Genomic DNA, 25,009 nt, shown 5'->3' with positions numbered 1-25,009 from the left:
GGTTATTCGCCGCGATAGCGCGGCCGACGTTTTTCCTGGAAGGCGCGAATGCCTTCGTTGCGGTCGTGGGTGCCGGCCAGCAGGGTGAAGGCATGGCGTTCCAGGCGCAGGCCGCTGGCCAGGTCGGTGTCCTGGGCCTTGAGCAAGGCCTCTTTCGCGAGGCGCACCGCCAATGGCGCCTGGCCGGCGATGCGCTGGGCGATGTTCAGCGCGCGTTCCACCGTCAGCTCCGGTTCGGTGACTTCGCTCACCAGCCCGGCCGCCAGGGCCTGGCGAGCACTGATGGGCTCACCGGTCAGCACCATCTGCATGGCCAGGGACTTGCCCACCGCCCGCAGCAACCGTTGGGTGCCACCGGCGCCAGGCATGATGCCCAGGTTGATTTCCGGCTGGCCGAACTGGGCGTCACGGCCGGCAATGAGGATGTCCGCGTGCATGGCCAGTTCGCAGCCACCGCCCAGGGCGTAGCCGTTGACGGCGGCGATCAGTGGTTTGCTGAACGCCGTGATGCGTTGCCAGAACGCCACCCGCGGGTCGTTGAGGATCCCCACCAAGTCACGCTCGGCCATTTCCTTGAGGTCGGCGCCTGCGGCGAATGCCTTGCGGTTGCCGGTCAGTACCACCGCGTGGGTGGAGGGGTCGTGTTCGACGCGGGCCAGTTCGTCGGCCAGTTCGCCGAGCATTGCGGTCGTCAGCGCGTTGAGCGCCTCGGGGCGGTTGAGGGTGACCAGGCGGACCGATTCCAGCTGTTCGACGGTAAGCAGCGCAGGCATGGCGTGGCCTCGAGGTGTGCCCGGCGATCGGGGCAGGGCTGATTATTGGGAAGGCTGGGGTGGCCTGTGGGCTCAGTATAGCCATAATGCGATACAGAAAAACAATACAAAAATTCAAAATGGTGTCTTAATGGTGGGGCGCTCGCGTTCGTGTCATTGGCAGGCAACCAAAGCCATCTGGCACGCAGGCAAAAAACATCCCTGGGACGTTTCATTAAGCTGGGGCCATGCCCCTCTGGAAGGAATCATCATGAGCAGTCAAACCGTTCGCCCGCTGGACAGCGTCAGCGCATTCCTCAAGCGCCAGCACGGCCTTTACATTGATGGCGGCTGGGTGGCGGCCCGTGGTCAGGGCACGCTCCCGGTGTTCAACCCGGCCACCGGCGAGCAGATCGCGACCACGGCCGATGCCGATGAAGCCGACGTCGACCAGGCGGTGCGGTCCGCCCACCAGGCGTTCGTTTCCGGTGTCTGGTCGCGCCGCCTGCCGGCCGAGCGCGAGCGGATCCTGCTGCGCTATGCCGACCTGCTGGAGCAGCACACCGAGGAGCTGGCACAGCTGGAAACCCTGGAGCAGGGCAAGTCCATCGCCATTGCCCGCGCTTTCGAAGTCGGCAGCACCCTGAACTGGATGCGCTACACTGCGGGCCTCGCGACCAAGGTATCGGGGCGCACCCTGGACCTGTCGATTCCCATGCCGGAGGGGGCGCGCTACACCGCCTTCACCCGCAAGGAGCCGGTCGGTGTGGTGGCGGGTATCGTGCCGTGGAACTTCCCGCTGATGATCGGTATGTGGAAGGTCATGCCGGCCCTGGCCGCGGGCTGTTCCATCGTGGTCAAACCCTCGGAAATCACCCCGTTGACCTTGCTGCGCATGGCCGAGCTGGCCACCGAGGCTGGCGTCCCACCTGGCGTGTTCAACGTTGTCACGGGCAGTGGTGGGGTGTGCGGCCGGGTGCTGACCAGCCATCCACTGGTGAGCAAAGTCAGCTTCACCGGCTCCACGGCCACCGGCAAGGGTATCGCCAGAGGCGCGGTGGACAGCCTGAAACGTATCACGTTGGAATTGGGTGGCAAAAATCCGGCCATCGTCCTCAGGGACGCTGATATCCAGCAAGTGGTGGAAGGCCTGATGATGGGCAGCTTTCTCAACCAGGGCCAGGTGTGTGCCGCCAGCTCGCGCATCTATGTGGAGGCGCCGATCTTCGACCAGGTGGCCGCGGCGTTCGAAGGCGCGGTCAAGGGCCTGACCGTGGGCCCGGGCATGGACCCCGGCTTCCAGATCAACCCGCTGGCTTCCCAGGCTCACCAGGCCAAGGTGCTGGGCTACCTGGAAGACGCCCGTCGCCAGGACGCCGAGCTGATCCGCGGTGCCCAGGGCCCGAACGGCAATGGCTTCTATGTGTCGCCGACGCTGGTGCTCAACCCTGACAACCACCTCACACTCACCCGCGAGGAAGTGTTCGGCCCGGTGCTGTCCCTGAGCCGTGTTGATGATGTGGAGCAGGCTCTCGCGCTGGCCAACGATTCGGATTACGGGCTGACGGCGAGCTTGTGGACCCGCGACCTCAACGCCGCGATGAACCTTACCCCACGCATCCAGGCTGGCACCGTGTGGGTCAACAGCCACACCCTGATCGACGCCAACATGCCGTTTGGCGGCTTCAAGCAATCGGGCACCGGCCGCGACTTCGGTGCCGACTGGCTGGACGCCTATACCGAAACCAAGTCGGTGTGCATCCGCCACTGATTCTGCCCCACCGCTTGCTGCGCCTCACCCCCTGCGGGTTGGGCGCGGCAAGCCACCCGCCTGAGACACAACAACATGACTGCGAAAGCAAAAGTCAGTCGATACCTGCCGGCCTTGGCCCTGCTGGCGACCTTCGCCCAGGCTGACACCGGCCAGGCAATCATCGACGCCGACCAGCATCCGGAAAACTGGTTGAGCCACGGCCGCACCTATTCCGAACAACGCTTCAGCCCGCTGGACCAGATCAACACCCACACTGCCAAGAACCTGAAGATCGCCTGGTATCACGACCTGGACACCAACCGCGGCCAGGAAGGCACGCCGCTGGTGGTGGACGGGGTGATGTACGCCACCACCAACTGGAGCAAGGTCAAGGCGTTCGATGCGGCCACTGGCAAGCTGCTGTGGCAGTACGACCCCAAGGTGCCAGGAGACGTGGCTGTGCGTGGCTGCTGCGACACGGTCAACCGCGGCGCGGCCTACTGGAACGGCAAGATCATTTTCGCCACCTTCGACGCCCGCCTGATTGCCCTGGACGCCAAGACCGGCACACTGGCCTGGAGCGTCGACACCCTCCCGCGCGATGCCCACCTGGGCAATGTGAAAAGCTACACCATTGATGCCGCGCCACGGGTGGCCAAGGGTGTGGTGGTAATCGGCAATGGTGGCGCCGAGATGGGCGCCCGGGGTTTTGTCTCCGGCTTCGATGCCGAGACCGGCGCTTTCAAGTGGCGCTTTTATACGGTACCTGCCCCTGATAACACGCCCGACCATGCCGTTTCCGACCGGCCCTTGAGTGAACTGGCCTACAAGACCTGGGGGCCCAATGGCACCTGGCGCCAGTCCGGCGGGGGCGGCACGGTCTGGGACTCCATGACCTACGACCCGGTCACCGACCTGCTGTACATCGGCGTCGGCAATGGCTCGCCGTGGAACTACAAGCTGCGCTCCGAAGGAATAGGCGACAACCTGTTCCTGGGCAGCATCGTCGCCGTGCGCCCGGAAACCGGCGAGTACGTGTGGCATTTCCAGGAAACGCCCCAGGACCAATGGGACTTCACCTCCACCCAGCACATCATCACCGCCGATATCCCGGTGGCGGGCAAGCCGCGCCACGTGATTCTGCACGCGCCCAAGAACGGCTTCTTCTATGTGATCGATGCCGCCACCGGCGAGTTTCTGTCGGGCAAACCCTATGTCCCGGTGAACTGGGCCACGGGCCTGGACCCCAAAACCGGCCGCCCGCACACGGTGCCCGATGCCCTCTACTCGCTGACCGGCAAGCCCTGGCTCGGCCTGCCCGGTGACCTGGGCGGGCACAACTGGCAGCCCATGGCCTACAGCCCGCAGACCGGCCTGGTGTACATCCCGGCCCAGCAGATTCCCTTCGGCTATGTGGCCAGCGACAACCCCCAGCTGCACTCGGTAGGCCTGAACCTGGGCCTGGACATGGCCAGGATTGGCCTGCCCGACGATCCCAAGGTCAAGACCGAGGCGGCCAAGGCGTTGCAGGGTTGGTTGCTGGCCTGGGACCCGGTGGCGCAGAAGGAAGTGTTCCGCGTCGACCACAAGGGGCCGTGGAACGGTGGTGTGCTGGCCACTGGCGGCGGGCTGGTGTTCCAGGGCCTGGCCACCGGTGACTTCCATGCCTATGACGCACGCACCGGCCAGGACCTGTTTCGAGCCTCGTTGCAGAGCGCGGTCATGGCGCCACCCATCAGCTACGCGGTTAACGGCAAGCAGTACATTGCGGTGGAGGTGGGCTGGGGTGGCATCTACCCGCTGCTGATGGGCGGTATCGCCCGTACCGCCGGCTGGACGGTGAACAAGTCGCGGATCGTGGTGTTCGCTCTGGACGGTGACAAGACCTTGCCGCCGCTCAACGACAAAGGCTTTCTGCCGGTCAAGCCACTGGCCAACTTCGACAGCGCCCAGGCCGAGCGTGGCTACGGTGATTACATGACCTTTTGCGCCGCCTGCCACGGTGACAACGGCGAGTCGGGCGGCGTGCTGCCGGACTTGCGCTGGTCCGGTGCCATAACGGCTCGCGACGCGTTTTACCGTGTGGTGGGCCAGGGTGCGCTGACCGCTTATGGCATGGACCGTTTCGACGGTGCCATGCACGCCGAGCAGATCGAGGCCGTGCGCCAGTTCCTGCTCAAGCGCGCCAATGCCACCTTCGCGCGCGAAGTGCAGGCCCGGCAGAACGCCGACGGCACCCCGGACAACATCGGCCCGGTGTTCAAATGACAGGGGGAGCCATGAAAACATTGATGCTGTGGATCGGCATGGCCCTGGCCCCGACCGTGTGGGCGGGGCAGGCACCCGCGGTCAGCCGTGGTCAGTACCTGGCCAGGCTGGGCGATTGCGCGGCGTGCCATACGGCGGTGCAGGGGCCGCTGTTCGCGGGTGGCCTTGCCATTGAATCGCCGCTGGGGCGGCTGTACTCCACCAACATCACGCCAGACCGGAAAACGGGGATCGGTGGTTATTCCCTGGACGATTTCCGCCGCGCCGTCACCGAGGGCGTGCGCCAGGATGGCACCAGCCTTTACCCGGCCATGCCGTACCCGTCCTATGCACGCATGAGCGAGGCGGACATCGCCGCGCTGTACGACTATTTCATGCATGAAGTGCCTGCCGTGGCGGCGTCCAACCGGCCCGTGGACATGCCCTGGCCGCTGTCGCTGCGCTGGCCGTTGCGGGTCTGGCGGGCGATGTACGCGCCAGCGCCGACGCCCTTCGAGGCCAGCCGTTACGCTGACGCCCAGGTGGCCCGCGGCGCGTATATCGTGCAAGGGCCCGGGCATTGCGGGTCGTGCCATACCGAGCGGGGCCTGGCCCTGCAGGAAAAGGCCCTGGACGACCATGACGGCGCGGCGTATCTGGCCGGCGGCTCGATCATCGACGGCTGGTCCACCCCCAACCTGCGCGGCAACGCGCGGGGCGGCCTGGGAAACTGGAGCGAGGATGACCTGGTACGCTTCCTCAAGACCGGCCGCACCGACCACACCGCGGCGTTCGGCGGCATGGTCGATGTGATCGCCTGGAGCACCCAGTACCTGGACGACGATGACCTGCGGGCAGTGGCCAGGTACCTCAAGAGCCTGCCTGCCGACGGCCCGCAACCGCCACGTCAGGCCCCGTTGGGTGTACTCGCGGCAAGCGCTGGCGAGCAGGGTTACCTGGCGCATTGCGCGCTGTGCCATGGCGCCGACGGCCAGGGCGTGGCGCGGATGTTCCCGGCGTTGGCGGGCAATAACCTGGTGATCAATGATGCGCCGCAGTCGTTGCTCAAGATCATCCTCGACGGCGCGAGCCTGCCGCCCAGCCACTGGGCGCCGTCGACGGTGCACATGCCGGGGTATGCCAGCGTGCTGTCGGACCCGCAAATAGCGGCCATCAGCAACTACGTGCGGCAGGCCTGGGGCAATGACGCCAGGCCGCGGGTCACCGCCCAGGCGGTAGCCCAGTCACGGTCGCCGCTGCCGGAAGAGCTGGGCAAGGACCGCCCGGACATCGGCTGGCAAACCGTGCGGCCGCAGCCTTACGGCAGCCAATGGTCGTTCTCCATCCAGCCCCATGGAGCCGACAGGGAGTAGCGGCCACCCCCGTGGGACCGGGCCAACCACAGCCTGCGGTTGGGCGTCAGCCCTCAGTGACAGCGCTTGCGATATTCACTCGGGGCCACGCCAAACCGGGCCTTGAAGGCCGTGGTGAAGTAGCTGCTGTTGATGAACCCGAACTGGTCCGCCACCCCCGCCATTTTGCCCCGCGCGCTGCCGTCGCGCAGGCCTTGGGCGCACCGGTCCAGGCGGCGGTCGCGGATGTACTGGGCCACGCTCTGACCGTGACGGCCGAAGGCCCGGTACAGGCCGCGCAGGGAGATGCCGCAGTGCCGGGCTACCTGTTCAGGGCTCAGTTCGGCTTCGCACAGGTGCCGCTCTATCCAGTCCACACAGCGCCGGTAGGCTTTCTCCTGAGCGTCCCGGGGCGGGTCATCCTTCAGCAGCGCCGGGCGCAACAGGCTGACCAGCGAGTCCAGCACCGCCTCGCTCTCGCCATGGGAAAGGTCGTCGCGGCCCTGGGTGCCGAGCAGCAGTTGGGTGGCCAGCCCGGCCACCGCTACCTGGGCCGCCACTTTTTGCCCGGCGCGCAGGGTGCCGTGCGTGAGCAGTGCCTCCACGCGTTCATGGGGAAGGATCAGCGACAATTGTCGGGCTCGGCCTTCGAAGGTGAAGTCGCTGGGGTAGCGGTTGTCGATGAACATGATGTCGCCGGCGCGCAGGGTTTCCTGCGCGTCACCCTGGCGCATGTGGGTGGCACCTTCCAGCTGGAACACGGCGAAATAGTGGTGGGCGGCACTGCGAGCCACTTCGCCGCGCTGGCGGACCAGGCGCGCATGGGCGGCCTGCACCACGCTCATCTTCAGCGCGCCTTGGCGCGTTTCAATGATATCGCCCTGGAATGCATCGCCAGTGGCGTGGCCGGTGAAGGCATCACAAATGCGGTTGATCGAATTCAGCCAACCTTCGAAGGCGGCAGGGGAAGGGGTCATGGTCGTGCCTCACACCGTTGTAGTCATTATGTGTGTGCAGCGCTCGGGCGCCTGACCGAAGTAAACCCGTTTGAAGGGTGAAATGCCAGTTCCACGGAGCAAATGGCGAGCGATATCAACTTAAGCGATACATGAAAATTAATTAATGGTAGATTTATTGTAATGCAATAATCGCCGAGGACGCCCATGCCCTGTTACAGCCTTGACGGCCTGACGCCCGTCGTCGACCCCACCGCCTATGTACATCCCACGGCCGTGCTCATCGGCGACGTGATCATCGGTGCGCACTGTTACGTCGGCCCCCTGGCCAGCCTGCGCGGCGATTTCGGCCGTATCATTCTGGAGGAGGGCGCCAACGTGCAGGATACCTGCGTGATGCATGGCTTCCCGGACAGCGACACCGTGGTGGAGCGCAATGGCCACATCGGCCACGGCGCCGTTCTGCACGGCTGCCGCATCGGCGCTGACGCGCTGGTCGGCATGAACGCGGTGGTCATGGACAATGCCCGCATCGGCGCGCGCAGCCTGGTGGGGGCCACGGCCTTCGTCAAGGCAGGCTTCAGTTGCGCGCAGCAATCGCTGGTGGTGGGCAACCCGGCCAGCGTCACGCGGGTACTGGGCGACCAGGAAGTTGCCTGGAAGCAAGCCGGTACCCGCGAATACCAGGCGCTGGCCCGGCGTTGCCTGCAAGGCTTGCTGGAATGCGTGCCGTTGCCAGCAGCCGAGCCTGATCGTCCACGCTTGCACGTCAGCGACCATCAGCCCAAACGCAGCGCCCTGTGATACTGGCGGTGGCCTGTGAAGGGCCGCAGTCGGTATATTTCTCCTTTTTGTCTGACTCGGGCTGCCCATGTCGTCGCTTACCCCCCTCAATCACCTGATTGCCCGCTTCGCGCAACAGGTGCCGATCCGCGCCAGCTCGCTGATCGTCACCCTCTATGGCGATGCCATCGAGCCCCACGGTGGCACGGTCTGGCTGGGTAGCCTGATTCGCCTGCTGGAACCGATGGGCATCAACGAGCGGTTGATCCGCACCTCGATCTTTCGCCTGACCAAGGAAAACTGGCTGACCGCGGAAAAAGTCGGGCGGCGCAGTTACTACAGCCTGACCGGCACCGGCCGTCGCCGTTTCGACAAGGCCTTCAAGCGGGTCTACAGCGCCACGCAGCCCGCCTGGGACGGTGCCTGGTGCCTGGTATTGCTGACCCAGCTCCCGGCGGCGCTGCGCAAGGCCGTGCGGGAGGAATTGGAATGGCAAGGGTTTGGCGCCGTGGCACCGACCATGCTGGCGAGTCCGCGCATCGAACGCGGTGACCTCAACACTACCCTGGCGGACCTGGGCGCGCTGGACGATACCATTGTCTTCGAAACCACCGGCCAGGATGTGCTGGCCTCCCGGGCCTTGCGGTTGCAGGTCAAGGAAAGCTGGAACATCGAGGAACTGGCGGCGCACTATAGCGAGTTCATCCAGTTGTTCCGCCCGTTGTGGCAGGCGTTGCGCGAGCAGGAAAGCCTGGACCCGGAAGAAAGCTTCCTGGCCCGCACCCTGCTGATTCATGAATACCGCAAGCTGCTGCTGCGTGACCCGCAGTTGCCAGACGAACTGCTGCCCGGCGACTGGGAAGGGCGCGCCGCACGGCAGCTGGCGCGAAATATCTACCGACTGGTGTGCGCCCCGGCCGAAGCCTGGTTGAACACCGTGATGGAAACGGCCGACGGGCCATTGCCGGAGGCGGGGGAAAGCTTCTACCGCCGCTTCGGCGGGCTGCGCTGACAAACAAGTATCAGCGGACCTGGCCGCGTCACAAGCGCCGCGCCGTGTCAGGCATACCGTGTGTGCGTTCGACGCGGCCGGGTCCGCTGCTACGGGGCGTTTGTTCGGTTCATTTCGGTGTGTTGAGGTTCAAGGTCGGGGTTTCATCGAAGAAATTCCACGGCTTGAGCAGCATGTGCACCCACTCGGTGGGCATGATGGGCCATTCCTCGGCGCGGGCCACATGGGTGGTGCCGGTGGTCAGCCACACCACGTCGTCGGTGTTGTCGATGGGCTGGTTGTCCTGGGTGTACTGGCCAAGCCCGGTGTCCCTGTCGGAGCGGTTCGGGTACTTGCCTTCCGGGTAGCGCTCGTCGGGGTTGTAGCGGGTCACCCAGATCTGCTTGTCCATGAAACTCAGGCGGTGGTACAGCCACTCATCCTTGCCGAAGTTGGCGCCCTTGGCTACCGGGTGGGTGCCGCCGGCATAGGGAATCAACTGGTACGACACCGGGTTGCCCATGCGGTTTTCCTTGTTGGGGTTGCTCAGCAGGCGCACGGTGGCCGGGTCGAACTTCTGCGCGGCGTCCTGCTCGTGGGTCACTTTCTGCTGCTGGATCTGCATGGTGCTGGTGCGCGGGCCGCCACGGTCATTCCCGGCCACCACCGGGTTGACCTCCACCAGGGTGTTGTTCTCGCCGTCGATGTCCATGTCCAGGCGGAAGTTGTAGATGTGCTGGTGGGTGGTGCCGACGATGTGGGTGTCGATCAGCGTGCCGTATTTCGTGTCTTCCTTGGCCGTGGCATCATGCATGGTCTTGCTCTTCACGCCTTTGACCGCCTCGATGCCCGTGGCGCCGGCGTCGATGCCGATGGTGCCGTTCTGCTGGAACACCCAGTCGAAGATGTAGTCGTAGTTGCCCACGGTGCTGATCCAGCGTATCACCAGCTCCCGGCGCTCGGTGCTGAGGTTCGGCTGGCCCATTTCCTGATGCTTGTACTCGGGCCCCGCATACCGCTCGAAGATGGCCATGGCGTGGGGGATGGTCGTCGGCTTGCCGGTATAGTCGGCGATGGTGGCGTCCAGCAACACAGCGTTCTGCGGTGCGTCCTTGCCGCGCTGGAGGGGAGAGGTGAGGGTGCCCATGCCGTAGTCGCCGGAGTCCAGGTAGGCCTTGAAGTACCAGCCCACATCCGGGTCGCCGTAGGGCACGATCATCCCGCCCAGGCTGCCTTCGTACATGATCTTGCGCTTGGTGCCCTTGTCGTCATAGGTGACGGTGGAAAGGATCGGCCCCACCCGCGAGTCCAGGCGCAGGTGCAGGTCCCAGTTCTGCCAGTGGATGCTGTTGCCGCTGATGGTGTAGTTCTTGCCCTCGGGCTCGATGATCTCCAGTGGCTTGACCGTGGCGGCCTTGCGGCCCCGGCCGTCGTAGGGGGTGGGCTTCATCGGTACCGGAACCACCCCGGCGTCTTCGATCTTGATGACTTTTTTCTGTTCCAGGTCTACCACGGCCACGAGGTTTTCGATGGGGTGGGCCCAATAGTTGCCATCACCCACGTCCAGGTAGCTGACCACCTTGAGCAGGCGCTTGTCCTGGGCCAGGCCGTCCTTGCCGTCGAAATAGCCGACGGTCAGCGGCGTGGTCACCACCTTCTTCACATCATTGATGCCACGGGTTTTCAGGGCCTGGGCGTACTCGCCGCTGCTTTCGATGATCGACTGCACGGCGCTGAAATCATCCAGCAGCACCATGCCGTGGGCTCCGACGACGGGCTTCCAGGACAGCACCTGGCGGGTCTTGAGGTCGACAGTGCTCTCGATCACGTGCTTGCCGTCCAGCACCACGACGTTGGCTTCGCGCGGTTCGCTGACCGGGTTGCCGGTGTAGACGAACGTCCATACCTGGTCCTTGGCCGGTTCGTGGAGGGAAATCTCGGTGAAGCGGAAATTGGCCTGGTAGTGGGGGGACGCCTTGATCGCGTCCACGGCCGCTTTGATTTCGTCGGCGCTCAGGGGGTTCAGCGGGTGAGGGCGGGTCTCCACCTGGAACGTCCTGTCCAGGCCCGACTGGAACACTTCGTTGATGAAGTCGTGGGACATGTACGCGGTGTTGCCCTTGAACACCACCGGTACCTGGAGTTCGATGCGCTTGCCGTTGAGCATGGCCACCCGGGTGTTGGGCTTGACCTTGACATAGGCGCCGTCCTTGGCAATCACGAAGACGTTGGCGTAGTCATCCCACTTGACGCTGGCGCCGAAGCTTTCCAGGGTCGATTGCAGCGGTACCATCTCGGCCGCGCCGCCGTGGGCGCTGGCCTGGGGCAGCCAGCAGGGGAGGCTCAGGGAGACAGCCAGGGCCAGCCTGGCCATCGGGACATGGGTGAGTCGGGTGAGCGCATTGAACATGAAGGTTTCCTCGACGGAGCACTGGCGGCTCCTTCCTGCAGTCGGTGGGCGTCGCGGGTCCGGTCCCGCACGGTTCGACTCTAGGGCAGGTGCACGAGGGGCAAGTAGCACAAATCGGCAATGCGACAACCGCATGGCCCGTGGTAACGTCGGGCGGGCCTGCAAGACAATAATAAGGAGTACCGACATGATGGATCACAACTCGCCTCCACCACCCCGTGGCGCCCGGCCCTTTCTGGGCGCCGGAATCTTCCTGGGCACCCTCCAGGTGCTCTGCGGCATCTGCGAGCGCCACCACTGGGGCTTGGCCGTGGTCGGGGCGCTGCTGGCCACGGGGGTGTGGGCCTGCCATGAGTGGCAGCAGCACCGCCGTCAGATGCCGAGGGGATGGTTGGCCTGAGGAGGGCGCTGGAGAAACCCAAGCCATGCACCTGGCGGTCCTGATGCGATTTCATGACAGGCTTTTGGGGGCCCCGCTGGAGATCTCATCATGGCCACCAAGCGGTAGTCGATGGTGTTGTAGCGTCCTTGAGACCGTGCGCCGCCCGCGCGGCGCTTCCCGGGCAAGCCCGGTCCCACATCTGTTTCGGGCCAGTTATGTCTGTGCCATTGCCTGGTCCGCCTTGATTGTCCGCCTGGAGATTGGGTCAGGGCCGCGCCGCGCGGGCGGCGCACGGTCTCAAGGGCGCCGGAAACCTTGAGCCATGCACCTGGCGGCCTTGATACGGTTTCAAGCCGGAAAACAAGGCGGTCCAGGTAATCCCACAGACATAATTGGCCCGAAACAGATGTAGGAGCAGAGCTTGCTCGCGAAGCGCCGCGCGGGCGGCGCACGGTTTCAAGGGCGCCGGAAACCTTGAGGCATGCACCTGGCGGCCCTGATGCGATTTCATGACAGGCTTTTGGGGGCCCCGCTGGAGATCTCATCATGGCCACCAAGCGGTAGTCGATGGTGTTGTAGCGCCCTCGAGACCGTGCGCCGCCCGCGCGGCGCTTCGCGAGCAAGCTCTGCTCCTACATCTGTTTCGGGCCAATGATGCCTGTGCCATTGCCTGGACCGCCTTGTTGGTTTGGCTGGGGATTGGGTCAGGGCCTCCATGTGCATGTCTTGGTTTCTCCAGCGCCCTCGAGACCGTGCGCCGCCCGCGCGGCGCTTCGCGAGCAAGCCCGCTCCTACATCTGTTTCGGGCCAGTTATGTCTGTGCCATTGCCTGGACCGCCTTGTTGGTTTGGCTGGGGATTGGGTCAGGGCCTCCATGTGCATGTCTTGGTTTCTCCAGCGCCCTCGAGACCGTGCGCCGCCCGCGCGGCGCTTCGCGAGCAAGGGCTCGGCGCCCCCCCTCGCTCCTACATCTGTTTCGGGCCAGTTATGTCTGGGGGATTGCCTGGACCGCCTTGTTTGTTTGGCTTGGGATCGGGTCAGGGCCACCAGGTGCATGGCTGGATGCTTCTGGCGCCCTCGAGACCGTGCGCCGCCCGCGCGGCGCTTCGCGAGCAAGCTCTGCTCCAACGTTGTTTCGGGCCAGTTATGTCTGTGGGATTGCCTGGACCGCCTTGTCCTTCATCACCCCTGCGGTGGGGCCGGCCACCCACCTCCCAGCGCGCCATACAGGTTCACTTCCGCTACCCACTGCGCCAATTGGTCGGTGATCAGGCCTTCCTGGGCGGTGAACAACGAGCGTTGTGCGTCGAGAAATACCAGGTTGCTGTCCAGCCCGCTGCGGTAGCGATGCTGGGCCAGGCGGTAGTAGCGCTCGTTGGCGGCGACCAGGTCGCGCTGGGCCTGCAGTTGGCGCTGGTAAGTGGCGCGGGCGGCGAGGCCGTCGGCGACTTCCTGGAAAGCCCCCTGAATAGCCTTCTCGTAGTTGGCTACCTGCACGTTTTCCTGCAGGCGCGCGTAGTCCAGGCTGGCGCGCAGGCTGCCAGCGGTGAAGATCGGGACGCTCAACTGCGGCTCGAACACCCAGGAACCCGAACCTCCCCGGAACAGCCCCGACAGCTCGCTGCTGGAGGTGCCCGCGGTGGCGGTCAGGGTGATGCTGGGGAAGAACGCGGCACGGGCCGCACCGATGGCCGCGTTGGCAGCCTGCAACTGGTATTCGGCCTGGCGAATGTCGGGGCGCCGTTGAAGCAGGTCCGAGGGGAGCCCGGCCGGCAGACTGGCCAGCGGAGGCTGGTCCAGGGCCAGCCCCGACGGGCTGTCGGCCAGGGGCGTGCCTACCAGGGCGGTGAGCTGGTTGAGGTCCTCGGCCACCTGGCGCCGGTACCGGGCCTGGGCAGCTCGGGTGCTGTAGACCGGCGTGCGCGCCTGCACCTGGTCCAGCGCCGATACCGTGCCGGTCTGGCGTTGGCGAGTCGTCAGGCGCAGGCTTTGCTCATCGGCGGCCAGGGTCTGGCCCGCCAGGTCGAGCAAGGCCTGGTCGGCCCTCCAGGTGAGGTAAGCGCTGGCCACGCTGGTGATCAGGCTCAACTGCACACTGCGCCGCGCCTCCTCACTGCCCAGGTAAGTCAGCAGCGCCTGGTCGCGCAGGCTGCGCACCCGGCCGAACAGGTCTACCTCGTAGGCGCTGATGCCCAGGGTGACCGAATCGGTATCGGTAATCACCGCCGCACCGGTGCCGGTCAGGCTGGCCGGTACCCGTTCGCGGTCGCGCTGGGCGCTGGCGTCCACCTGGGGCAGCAGGGCCGCGCGCTGAATGCGGTATTGCGCGCGGTAACTTTCCACTGTCAGCGCCGCCACCCGCAGGTCGCGGTTGTTGGCCAGCGCCTGGTCGATCAGTTGTCGCAGGGCAGGGTCATGGAACACCTGACGCCAGTCATCGGCGGCCACGGCTTGCGTGTGGGCATCGGCAGCGGTGGTGCCCGGGTAGTGGGCCGCGGTGGGTAGCGCGGGGCGCTGGTAATCGGGAATCAACGAACAGCCGGCCAGCAGCAGGGCCGGCCAGGCGAGCAGGTATCTGGGCATTGGGCAGTCTCGTGCTGAAAAGGTGTCAGGCGCTGGCCATCCAGCGCACCAGGCCGTGCCGGCCACTGACCCCAAGCTTGGCGGTGGCCCGCTTGAGGTAGGTTTCCACCGAGCTGTGCTTGACGTTCAAACGCTGAGCCATCTGCTCCATGGTGATGCCGGTCAACAGCCCCAGGCACACCTCCTGTTCGCGCGCTGACAGGCTCACGGCATCCTGGGCCAGCCGCCCGCTGAAGGCTTGCTGCAGGCCACTGCCCTCGGGCTCGGCGGAGGTCGAACCGGCGGTGCCTGTCAGCTGCGCATGCTGTTCCACCAACGGCAGCAAGGTATCGGAGAGGCTTTTGAGCAGTGACAGTTCGGCCAGCGAGAAGGCCCGCAGGCTGGCCTTGCGGTGAAAGCCGATGATCCAGCGTCGGTCGCCCTGGCAAGACACCACGTTGCACTGGTGGGCGCTGCGTTGCGGGTGTGGGCGGCCCGGCACGGTGCGCAGCTGAATCAGCAGGGGCGCGTCCATGGTCATGACGCTCTGCAGCAAGGGGTGGGGTACATGGTCGGGGGTGGTGATACAGGGTTGCGGACCGGTCGCGCCCAGGCACCTGATCTGGTCAACCCGGCGCTGCGCGACGTTCAGCACCCATTCGCCCAGGTCCAGGCCATGAATGGGTACGCGGTAGTCGACGAACGCCAGCATGCGCTCGGCGAAGGCAGTGTCGCCGGCGCTGGACACCAGTTCACCCAAGTGCATGTACAGTTGATGATCGTGCGCGCCATTGAGGCTGTGTGTCAGTTTCATTGTGCATCTTCCTTGATTCTGACGAGATAAAAAGCGGCTCACGGGCAGTCTGCGCCCGTCAAATGATGATAACCGCTATTCAACCTAGAGTTTCACCTTGCGTCTGTACTGGAAAACCGGGACACCAATACAAATGGCCATCATTTTTTGGAACTATGCCCCCGTGCCCTGACAAGCAGGTTACAAGGGGCTATGCCGCCGGTCAGGGCGCTATACATGCCACACAATGGGGCGTCTGTCCGGTGTTTCGGGGACATACAAGGCCGAGAGAGCGGTGGTTGAATCCGCTGCCAATCTGCCAAGAAGGACCTTGCGCCATGACTGCTGCCGCCGTCTTCCCCCTGACCGCCGCCCAGCGCGATGTCTGGCTTGACCAGATCAGCCACGGCCAATCGCCACTGTATAACATCGGTGGCTACGTGGAGCTCACCGGCCCGTTGGCCCCGGCCTTGCTGCATCAGGCGTTGCACCAGTTGGTGGCCAGCCATGATGGGCTGCGCACCGTCCTGGTGCCTGGCGCGGGTGAAGACGGTCTGCCGCTGCAAACGTTTGCCGCCAGCATGGATGTACCGTTGCCGGTGCATGACTTGCGTGGCCACCCCGAGCCGACCGAAGCGGCCTTGGCCCTGATTCGTCAGCAGATGCAGCAGCCCTATGTGCTGGAAGGGCAACCGCTGTGGCGCTTCGCCCTGATCTGCCTGGGCCCCGACCACCACTGGCTGGTGACTCAGGCGCACCACTTGATTCTCGATGGCTGGGGCTTCGGGCAGATGCTCAAGGCATTGGGCGAGCACTACACCGCCTTGACCCAGGACACCGCGGCACCGGGCCCGGCGCCTTCCTACGCCGAATTCATTGCCGATGACCGCCGCTACCACGACTCGGCCCGCCACGCCCGCGACCAGGCCTATTGGCTGGAAAAATACCGCGACCTGCCCGAGCCCCTGCTGGCGCCGCGTCACCATCACCGCCGTGCTACCGACCCGGCCCCCTCGCACAGCTGCGTGCAAGCCTTTCCAGCGGCCTTGCATGTGCGCATGCAACAGTACGCCGAGCACTGCGGTGCCTCAGCATTCCACGTATTGCTGGCGGCCCTGCATGTGTATTTCACCCGCACGGCCCAACGTCAGGAATGGGTGGTTGGCCTGCCCTTGCTCAACCGCGGTGGCGCGCGGTTCAAGTCGACCCTGGGGCACTTCGCCCAAGTCAGTGCCGTGCGCCTGGCCTGCGCCGATGACCTGAGCTTCAAGCAACTGATCAGTGAGGTCCGGGACACCCTCAAGCGCGACTTCCGTCACCAGCGTTTTGCCCTCAATGAACTCAACCGAACGCTCGGCCTGGGTGGGGAAGCGCGCGGGCAATTGTTCGATGTGTCGGTGTCCTATGAACAGGACGACCACGACTACCGCTACGGCGCGGCCCTGGCCCATACCGTGAAAGTTTCCAACGGCCATGAAACTACCCCCCTGGCCATTCACCTGCGCAGCAACCGGTACAACGACAAGGCCTGGCTGCACCTGGTGCACCACCGGGCCTGGTTCGACAACGCCGAGGCCCAGGCCCTGGCCGAGCGCCTGGTGCATATCCTTGAGCAGGGCCTGGAGCGCCCGGACCTGCGCGTGGCCGATTTCGAACTGCTGACCGCTACCGAGCAGCAAGCTCTGGTGAGCTGGAATGCCAGCGCAGCGGCATTCGCCGACGCACCGGTGATCCATCGCCGCATCGAGGCCCAGGCCTTGGCGCAGCCCGACGCCATTGCCGCCTGGCACCATGGCGCCGGCCTGAGTTACGCCGACCTTAACCGCCGTGCCAACGGCCTGGCGCACCACTTGACCGGCCTGGGTGTGGGCCCTGAAGACCGGGTTGCCGTGGTCGCCCGTCGGGGCCTGGAAACCCTGGTGGGGCTGTTGGCTGTGCTCAAGGCGGGGGCGGCCTACGTGCCTATCGACCCGGCGCAGCCCCACGAGCGCCTGGCCTACCTGCTGCAGGACAGCGCCCCCGTGGCAGTGCTGACCCAGGCGGCGCTGGCCGAGCGGCTGCCGCCTGTCACCGTGCCGCTGATCGAGCTGGACGATGGCCAATGGCAAGAAGGCCTTGATGGCAACCCCAAGGTGGCGGGTCTTGACCGGGACAGCCTGGTGTACGTGATCTATACCTCCGGCAGCACGGGCCAGCCCAAGGGGGTAATGGTGGAGCACCATACGCTCGCCAACCTGGTCGACTGGCATTGCCAGGCCTTCGCCCTGGTGGCGGGTGACCACATGTCGTGCCTGGCCGGGTTCGGTTTCGACGCCATGGCCTGGGAGGTGTGGCCGGCCTTGTGCGCCGGTGCCACGTTGCACCTGGCGCCTAACCAGGAGGGCGGCGAAGACCTCGATGCGCTGTTGCAGTGGTGGCGCGGGCAGCCTCTGGATATCAGCTTCCTGCCCACCCCAGTGGCTGAGTATGCGTTCGGCCAGCCCTGGGAGCACCCGACCCTGCGCACTCTGTTGATCGGCGGCGACCGTTTGCGCCAGTTCACCCACGACCGCCGTTACTCGGTGGTCAACAACTATGGCCCGACCGAGACCACGGTGGTGGCCACTTCGGGCCCGGTGCACGCCGCCGGTACCCTGCACATTGGCCGGCCGATCGCCAACGCTCAGGTGTACGTGCTCGACGCTCACCTGCAGCCAGTGCCCCCAGGCGTGCCGGGTGAGCTGTACATCGGCGGCGCGGGCGTGGCCCGTGGTTACCTCAACCGTGTCGAGCTCACCGAAGAGCGTTTCGTCGCCGACCCGTTCAGCACCCGTCCTAACGCCCGGCTCTACCGAAGTGGCGACCTGGTGCGCTGGAACAACGACGGCACCCTCGATTACCTGGGGCGCAACGACGACCAGGTGAAGATTCGTGGTGTGCGCATCGAACTGGGCGAGATCGAATCGGTGCTGGCCGGCCAGCCGGGCATCAAGGAGGCCGTGGTGATGGTGCGCGACCAGCACCTGCTGGCCTGGTACACCGAGCAATCGCCGGTGGCCCCGAGCGCCCTGCGTGAAGCGCTGCGAGCACACCTGCCCGCCTACATGGTACCTCGGGCCTTCACGCGGCTGGGCGCGTTGCCGCTGACCGCCAACGGCAAGCTTGACCGCCGGCGCCTACCCGACCCGGACCCTTCGGCCCTGGCCGGCCCCGCCTACGAGGCCCCGCAAGGCGCCACGGAAGTCGCGATGGCGGCGATCTGGGCGCAGGTGCTGGGGGTGGAGCGGGTAGGGCGCCACGATAACTTCTTCGAACTGGGCGGCCACTCGCTGCTGGCGGTCAACCTGGTGGCGCAACTGCGCAAGGCTGGCCTGGCGGCCGATGTCCAGGTGCTGCTGGGCCAGCCCACCGTGGCCGCCCTGGCCGCGTGCGAGGCGCGTGGCACGGCAGTGGTGGTGCCCGCCAACCGCGTACCGGCTGGCTGCACGCACATTACCCCCGACCTGTTGAGCCTGGCCACGCTTGACCAGGCGGCCATCGACCGCATCGTTTCCACGGTGCCGGGGGGCGCCGCCAATGTGCAGGAAATCTACCCGCTGGCGCCGCTGCAGGAAGGCATTCTCTACCACCACCTGAGCGCCGATGAGGGCGACCCGTACCTGCTGCAATGGCGCCTGGCCTTCGACAGCCCGGCGCGGCTGCACGCCTGGGCCACCGCGCTGCAACAGGTCATCGACCGTCACGATATCCTGCGCACCGCCGTGGCCTGGCACGGCCTGGAAAACCCTCAGCAAGTGGTGTGGCGCCAGGCACCGCTGGCAGTGCAGGCCGTCGACGCAAGCACAGGCGACGGCGCCGTGCTGGAGCGTCTGCAACAGCGTTTCGATGCCCGTCACCATCGCCTCGACCTGACCCAGGCACCGTTGATGCGCCTGTTGCACGCCGACGACCCCGCCAACGGCCAGGTGGTGGCCGTGCTGTTGTTCCACCATCTGGTGCTGGACAACACCGCCATGGAGCTGGTGAGTCGCGAAATGCAGGCGTTGCTCGACCCGCAGCAGCCACCGTTGCCTGCGTCGGTACCGTACCGCCATTACGTGGCCCAGGTACGCCTGGGCGCCGACGACGCCGGCCACGAGGCCTTTTTCCGCGCGCAGTTGGGCGATATCGACGAGCCGACGCTGCCCCTTGGCCAGCAAGACGTGCGCGGTGACGGCCGCGACATCGAGCAGGCGCGCCGCGCCCTCGACGCCGAGCTGGCCTTGCGCTTGCGGGAACAGGCCCGGCACCTGGGCGTCAGTGCTGCCAGCCTGATGCACCTGGCCTGGGCCCGAGTACTGGCCGTGCTGGCCGGGCGCCGCGACCTGGTGTTCGGTACGGTGTTGCTCGGGCGTCTGCACGGGGGTGAAGGCGCCGACCAGGCGCTGGGCGTGTTCATCAATACCCTGCCGCTGCGGGTCGATACCGACCTGGGTGTGCGTGAAGCCGTGAAAGCCGTGCATGGTGGGCTCACGGCACTGCTGGCCCATGAACAGGCCTCCCTGGCGCTGGCCCAGCGCTGCAGTGGCGTACCGGCTGGCGCGCCGTTGTTCAGCGCCTTGCTCAATTACCGCCACAGCGCCAAGGTGCAGGCGGCGCAATGGCAAGGGGTGCGGGTACTGGGTGGCGACGTGCGCAGCAACTACCCCCTGACCCTCAGCATCGATGACCTGGGCGCCGGCTTCGACCTGCAGGTGCTGGCTGCGCCGGGCATGGGCGCGGAGCGTATCGGAGGCTGGGTGCACACCACCCTGGCGCACCTGGTGCAGGCGCTGGAACAGGGGGCCACGGCGGCCCTGGCCGACTTGCCGATGCTGTCGAGCCAGGAGCGCCACCAACTGCTGCATACCTTCAATGCCACGGCGCAAGCGTACCCCCGCCAGCACACGGTGCACGCGCTGGTGCAAGCCCAGGTGGAGCGCACGCCCCACGCCGCGGCGGTGGTGCAAGGCTCGCGAGTGCTGACCTATGCCGCCCTGAACCAGCAGGCCAACCGCCTGGCCCATCACCTGATCGGCCTGGGCATTCAACCTCGGGACCGCGTCGCCCTGTGCTTGCACCGCGGGCCGGCGCGGGTGGTGGGGCTGCTGGCAGTGCTCAAGGCCGGCGCGGCCTATGTGCCCATCGACCCTGGCTACCCGCCAGAGCGTATCGCCTACCTGGTGCAGGACAGCGCGCCACGCCTGGTGATGACCGACGCCGCCACTAGCGCCCAGGTAGGCACTGTGCGCCAGGTCAACCTCGACCGCGATGCCTGGCATGCCGAAGCCGATGGCAACCCTCAGGTGCAGGGCATCGACGACCAGGACCTGGCCTATGTGGTGTATACCTCCGGCTCCACGGGCCAGCCCAAGGGCGTGATGGTGGAGCACGGCACGCTGGCCAACCTGGTGCACTGGCATTGCCAGGCCTTTGACCTGGGTGCCGGCAGCCATACCAGCAGTGTCGCCGGCTTCGGCTTCGACGCCATGGCCTGGGAAGTCTGGCCGGCCCTGTGCGCCGGGGCCGTGCTGCACCTGCCACCCGCCGAGGTAGGCAACGAGCATGTGGACGAATTGCTCGACTGGTGGCTGGCGCAGCCGCTGGCCGTGAGCTTTCTCCCTACGCCCGTGGCCGAGCAGGCCTTCGGCAGGCCGCGCCAGCACCCGACCCTGCGCACCCTGCTGATCGGCGGTGACCGCCTGCGTCAGTTCGACCGTGACCCGGGCTTCGCCGTGATCAACAACTACGGCCCCACTGAAACCACGGTGGTCGCCACCTCGGGCCCGGTGCGCGTGGGTGGGGCACTGGACATTGGCGCGGCCATCGCCAACACCCGCTTGTACGTACTGGACCCCCAGCGCCAACTGGTGCCCCTGGGTGTGCCAGGTGAGCTGTACATTGGCGGTGCAGGGGTTGCCCGTGGCTACCTCAACCGCCCACAGCTGACCGAAGAGCGTTTTGTCGCCGACCCTTTCAGCGCCGAGCCCGGGGCGCGCCTGTACCGCACCGGCGACCTGGTGCGCTGGAACGCCGACGGCACCCTGGATTACCTGGGCCGCAACGACGACCAGGTGAAGATTCGCGGCATGCGCATCGAACTGGGCGAGATCGAGGCGGCGCTGGCCAGCCAGCCCGGGGTGCAGGACGCCGTGGTGCTGGTGCGCGGCGAGCGCCTGCTGGCCTGGTACACCGCCAGTGCTGCCATCAGCGTGCACGCCCTGCGTGAAAGCCTGGGGGCACGCCTGCCGGCCTACATGGTGCCCGTGGCCTTCACGCCGCTGGCCACCTTGCCCTTGACCCAGCACGGCAAGCTTGACCGCCTAGCGCTGCCCGACCCTGACCCGACGACGCTGGCCAGCCGGCCCTTCGAGGCCCCGCAAGGCACGGTGGAACAAGCCATGGCCGACATTTGGGCGCAGGTACTGGGCCTGGAGCGGGTAGGGCGGCACGACAACTTCTTCGAGCTGGGCGGCCATTCGCTGCTGGCCGTGAGCCTGGTGGAGCGCTTGCGCAACGCCGGCCTCAGCGCCGACGTGCGAGTGTTGCTGGGCCAGCCGACCGTGGCCGCTCTGGCCGCGTCGGTGGGCAGCGGCCGGGAAGTGCAGGTGCCGGCCAACCGTGTGCCGGCCGGTTGCACCCGCATCACCCCTGAGCTGTTGAGCCTGGCGCAGTTGGACCAGGCCGCCATTGACGGTATTGTCGCCGCCGTGCCCGGTGGCGCCGCCAACGTTCAGGAAATCTACCCCTTGGCGCCGTTGCAGGAAGGCATCCTCTACCACTACCTCACGGCCGGGGACCGCGACCCGTACCTGCTGCAGTTGCAACTGCGTTTTGACAGCCCGCAGCGCTTGCAGGCAGTCGCCGCGGCCCTGCAGAGCGTGATCGCCCGCCACGACAGCCTGCGCACCGCCATCGCCTGGCAGGGGCTGGAAACTCCGCAGCAGGTGGTATGGCGCAGCGCGCCTCTGGTGGTCGAGGAGCGTGCTGCCGGCGTCACGGCGTACCCGGAGCGCCTGGACCTGAGCCAGGCCCCCCTGCTGCGCCTGGTGTACCGCCGCGAGCCGGGGCGTGACAGCCTCTCGGCGACCTTGCTGTTCCACCACATCGTGCTCGATGCCACCGCCCTGGACGTGGTGCGCGAAGAGCTGCTGGCCATTCTCCAGGGGCTGCCAGGCAACGGCCAGCCGCCAGTGCCTTACCGCAACTATGTGGCCCAGGCGCGCCTGGGCGTCAGTGAAGCCGAACATGAGGCGTTCTTCCGCACGCAACTGGCGGATGTCGACGAACCCACGCTGGCGTTCGGCCTGCGTGACGTGCAAGGCGATGGCGCGGCCCTGGAAGAGGCGCGCCTGGCGCTGCCCGATGATTTGGCCCGACGCCTGCGCAGCCAGGCGCGGCAGCTGGGGGTAAGCGTTGCCAGCCTGTTCCACCTGGCCTGGGGCCGGGTACTCGCCGCGGCCACCGGCCAGGCGCGGGTAGTGTTCGGCACGGTATTGCTGGGGCGCCTGCAAGGTGGCGAGGGGGCCGACCGCGGCCTGGGCATGTTCATCAACACGCTGCCGTTGCGCGTGGACCTGGCCGGTGTCGGCGTGCGCGACGCAGCCCAGGCCACGCACCAGTGCCTGGCGGCGTTGCTGGCCCACGAACATGCGTCCCTGGCCCAGGCGCAGCGCTGCAGCGGGGTACCGGCGCCGCTGCCGCTGTTCAGCGCCATCCTCAATTACCGTCACGCCGCGGCCCAGGCCCGACAGGACGCCCGCGAAGGGGCGTGGGAGGGATTGCAGATCCTGCCCAGCGAGAAACACAGCAACTACCCCCTGAGCCTCAACGTCGACGACCTGGGGGACGCCCTGCGCCTGAACGTCATGGTGCCTGGGGACATTGGTGCCCAACGGATCTGCGACTACGTGGGGCATGTACTTCACGGCCTGGCCGATGCCCTGGAGGGGCACCCCGACCAGCCCTTGCTGCACGTGCCGGTCCTACCAGCCGACGAGCGCCGGCAAGTGCTGCACGCGTTCAATGCCACCGCCACCGAGCATGATCGCCAGCAGACCTTGCATGGCCTGTTCGAAGCGCGGGCCGCGGCAACACCGCAGGCCATTGCCGTGCGCGACGAGGCCGGCGAACTGAGCTATCGGCAACTGAACGAGCAGGCCAACCGCCTGGCCCATCACTTGATCGCGCTGGGGGTACAGCCTGATGAGCGGGTGGCGATCTGCGTCGAGCGTGGCCTGCCCATGGTGGTGGGCTTGCTGGCCATCCTCAAGGCCGGCGGCGCCTACGTGCCGCTCGACCCTGCCTACCCGCCCGAGCGCCTGCGCGGCATGTTCGACGACAGTGCCCCGACCGTGGCGTTGGTACAGGCCAGCACCGGTGCCCTGCTGGGCGAGGTCAACGTGCCCCAGGTCGACCTGGGCGAGTTGGACGGGTTCGCGCTGCCCAGCGCCAACCCCTCGGTCGAGGGGCTCACGGCCAGCCACCTGGCGTACGTGATCTACACCTCGGGGTCCACGGGGACGCCCAAGGGCGTCATGGTCGAACACCGCAATGTGGTCAACCTGGTGCACTGGGCGTCGAGCCTGTGCACGACTGGCGTCGTGCTGCACAAGACCCCGCTGAGTTTCGACGCGTCGGTGTGGGAGCTGTTCTGGCCCCTGTGCAGCGGGCTGCCTCTGGTGCTGGCACGGCCTGACGGCCAGCGGGACCCTGCGTACCTGGCGCGGTTGATCCAGCAACAGCACGTCAGTGTGGTGCAATTCGTGCCGGTGCTGCTGCAACAGTTCCTGGACCTGGACCATAGCGCGGGCTGCAGCAGCCTGACCGACATTGTCTGCGGTGGCGGCGAACTGACCCCGGCGCTGGCGACGCAGTTGCGCCAGCGCCTGCCGGGCGTGCGCCTGCACAACGTCTACGGCCCTACCGAAACCACGGTGGATTGCAGTGCCTGGACCCTGGAACCCGAGCAACCGATACCCGAAGGTATCCTGCCTATCGGCCGGCCGGTGAGCAACACCCACCTGTACGTGCTGGGCAGCGATGACCAGCCCGTGCCCCTGGGCGTGGTGGGCCACCTGCACATTGGCGGCGCCGGCGTCGCCCGCGGCTATCGGCATCTGCCGCAGGCCCAGGCCGAGCGTTTCATCGCAAGCCCCTTCAACCCGGGTGAGCGCCTGTACCGCAGCGGTGACCTGGTGCGTCAGCGGGCCGATGGCCTGTTGGAGTTCATGGGCCGTAACGACGACCAGATCAAGGTCAACGGCCTGCGCATCGAGCCCGGTGACATTCAGGCCTGCCTGGAGCGCCACCCCGGTATCGAGCAGGCCGTGGTCATGGCCCGTGACGACCAGCCGGGTGGCGCGCGGCTGGTGGCTTACTACACCGGTGCGCCGGTGGCCGTGGAAGCGCTGCGGCACGCCCTCGCCGCGCAATTGCCGGACTACATGGTGCCGGCCCTTTATGTACACCTGCAGGCCTGGCCCCTGAGCCCCAACGGCAAGCTTGACCGCAAGGCCCTGCCGCAACCGGGTGCCGACGCCGGCCTGGCACGCCCCTACGCGGCTCCCCAGGGCGACACCGAAACCCTGCTGGCACGGCTCTGGGCCGACCTCCTGGGGCTGGAGCGGGTAGGGCGGCACGACAATTTCTTCGAACTGGGCGGCCATTCGCTGCTGGCGGTCAGCCTGACCGCGCGTCTGCGCCAGGAAGGCGTGGAGGCGGATGTGCGCGCCCTGTTCGAACACCCCACGCTGGCTGCCTACGCAGCCATCACAGAGAGCATGGAGATTATCCTGTGAGCATCAACGAACTCTTGGCGACATTGAAGGCCAACGACATCCAGCTGACGGTCAAGGACGGCCAGCTGGTGGTGCAGGGTAACCGCCGCGCCCTCGGTGACCACGGGCTGGTGGAGCACCTGCGCGAACACAAGCCGGCCCTGATCGCGCTGATCGAGCAGGGTGCCTACCAGCCGGCCCAGCGCGGCCCTGCGCCTGTGCCGGCCAATGGCATCGCCGCCGGTTGCACGC

The 25,009-nt window shown here is 66.5% G+C and carries 13 protein-coding genes (1 of these 13 running past the window's edge); 8 read left to right on the top strand and 5 right to left on the bottom strand.

Annotation, left to right across the window (positions count from 1 at the left end; genetic code table 11):
• Nucleotides 1-2 precede the first annotated feature (2 nt).
• Nucleotides 3-773, bottom strand: coding sequence for a 2,3-dehydroadipyl-CoA hydratase PaaF (gene paaF / locus QBK88_RS08770; protein WP_277961750.1), 771 nt, complete (start codon nt 771-773; stop codon nt 3-5).
• Nucleotides 774-1,023: 250 nt separating this feature from the next.
• Between paaF and QBK88_RS08765 the strand changes: the two genes are divergently transcribed.
• The 3 genes from QBK88_RS08765 (at nt 1,024) to QBK88_RS08755 (ending at nt 6,125) form a co-directional block, all read left to right on the top strand.
• Nucleotides 1,024-2,523, top strand: a complete 1,500-nt coding sequence (locus tag QBK88_RS08765; RefSeq protein WP_277961749.1) for an aldehyde dehydrogenase family protein — start codon at nt 1,024-1,026, stop codon at nt 2,521-2,523.
• 75 nt (nt 2,524-2,598) lie between these two features.
• Complete coding sequence (locus QBK88_RS08760; protein ID WP_277961748.1) at nt 2,599-4,773, top strand: PQQ-dependent dehydrogenase, methanol/ethanol family; 2,175 nt, start codon at nt 2,599-2,601, stop codon at nt 4,771-4,773.
• An 11-nt stretch (nt 4,774-4,784) separates the two neighbouring features.
• The gene (locus tag QBK88_RS08755; RefSeq protein ID WP_277961747.1) at nt 4,785-6,125 is read left to right on the top strand and encodes a cytochrome c; all 1,341 of its coding nucleotides are present in this window, start codon (nt 4,785-4,787) and stop codon (nt 6,123-6,125) included.
• Between the two features lie 53 nt (nt 6,126-6,178).
• Here QBK88_RS08755 and feaR read toward each other — a convergent pair whose 3' ends face one another.
• Nucleotides 6,179-7,081, bottom strand: coding sequence for a transcriptional regulator FeaR (gene feaR / locus QBK88_RS08750; RefSeq protein ID WP_277961746.1), 903 nt, complete (start codon nt 7,079-7,081; stop codon nt 6,179-6,181).
• A 186-nt stretch (nt 7,082-7,267) separates the two neighbouring features.
• Here feaR and paaY point away from each other — a divergent pair, with 186 nt between their 5' ends.
• Nucleotides 7,268-7,864, top strand: a complete 597-nt coding sequence (paaY, locus tag QBK88_RS08745) for a phenylacetic acid degradation protein PaaY (RefSeq protein WP_268142622.1) — start codon at nt 7,268-7,270, stop codon at nt 7,862-7,864.
• Nucleotides 7,865-7,931: 67 nt separating this feature from the next.
• Nucleotides 7,932-8,855, top strand: a complete 924-nt coding sequence (gene paaX / locus QBK88_RS08740; protein ID WP_277961745.1) for a phenylacetic acid degradation operon negative regulatory protein PaaX — start codon at nt 7,932-7,934, stop codon at nt 8,853-8,855.
• Nucleotides 8,856-8,964: 109 nt separating this feature from the next.
• On the opposite strand, the gene tynA is transcribed toward paaX, so the two are convergent.
• Nucleotides 8,965-11,244 carry a primary-amine oxidase gene (gene tynA, locus QBK88_RS08735; protein WP_277961744.1) on the bottom strand — a complete coding sequence of 760 codons (2,280 nt, stop codon included), beginning with the start codon at nt 11,242-11,244 and terminating at the stop codon, nt 8,965-8,967.
• Nucleotides 11,245-11,431: 187 nt separating this feature from the next.
• On the opposite strand from tynA, the gene QBK88_RS08730 reads away from it, so the two are divergent.
• A complete protein-coding gene (locus QBK88_RS08730; protein WP_277961743.1) occupies nt 11,432-11,644 on the top strand; it encodes a hypothetical protein in 213 nt (70 codons plus the stop codon).
• 1,164 nt (nt 11,645-12,808) lie between these two features.
• On the opposite strand, the gene QBK88_RS08725 is transcribed toward QBK88_RS08730, so the two are convergent.
• Together QBK88_RS08725 and QBK88_RS08720 are read right to left on the bottom strand one after the other, a co-directional pair.
• Nucleotides 12,809-14,209, bottom strand: coding sequence for an efflux transporter outer membrane subunit (locus QBK88_RS08725; protein ID WP_277961742.1), 1,401 nt, complete (start codon nt 14,207-14,209; stop codon nt 12,809-12,811).
• A gap of 25 nt (nt 14,210-14,234) precedes the next feature.
• Entirely contained in the window at nt 14,235-15,002 is a 768-nt protein-coding gene (locus QBK88_RS08720; RefSeq protein WP_277961741.1) for a LuxR family transcriptional regulator, read from the bottom strand.
• 317 nt (nt 15,003-15,319) lie between these two features.
• On the opposite strand from QBK88_RS08720, the gene QBK88_RS08715 reads away from it, so the two are divergent.
• Nucleotides 15,320-24,778, top strand: a complete 9,459-nt coding sequence (locus tag QBK88_RS08715) for a non-ribosomal peptide synthetase (RefSeq protein ID WP_277961740.1) — start codon at nt 15,320-15,322, stop codon at nt 24,776-24,778.
• Nucleotides 24,775-25,009, top strand: partial view of a non-ribosomal peptide synthetase gene (locus QBK88_RS08710; RefSeq protein ID WP_277961739.1) — the 5' end (the start) only. The gene runs 17,489 nt beyond the window's last position; only the first 235 of its 17,724 coding nucleotides appear in the window; the start codon lies at nt 24,775-24,777; its stop codon lies beyond the right edge, outside the window. The genes QBK88_RS08715 and QBK88_RS08710 overlap by 4 nt, the downstream gene beginning before the upstream one ends.

Origin of the sequence: Pseudomonas sp. RIT-To-2 (assembly GCF_029623465.1) — a bacterium.
In the GTDB taxonomy this organism is placed as follows: domain Bacteria; phylum Pseudomonadota; class Gammaproteobacteria; order Pseudomonadales; family Pseudomonadaceae; genus Aquipseudomonas; species Aquipseudomonas silvicola.
The sequence above is the reverse complement of the archived record's forward strand: the minus strand, read 5'-3'. Positions and strand labels throughout refer to the sequence as shown.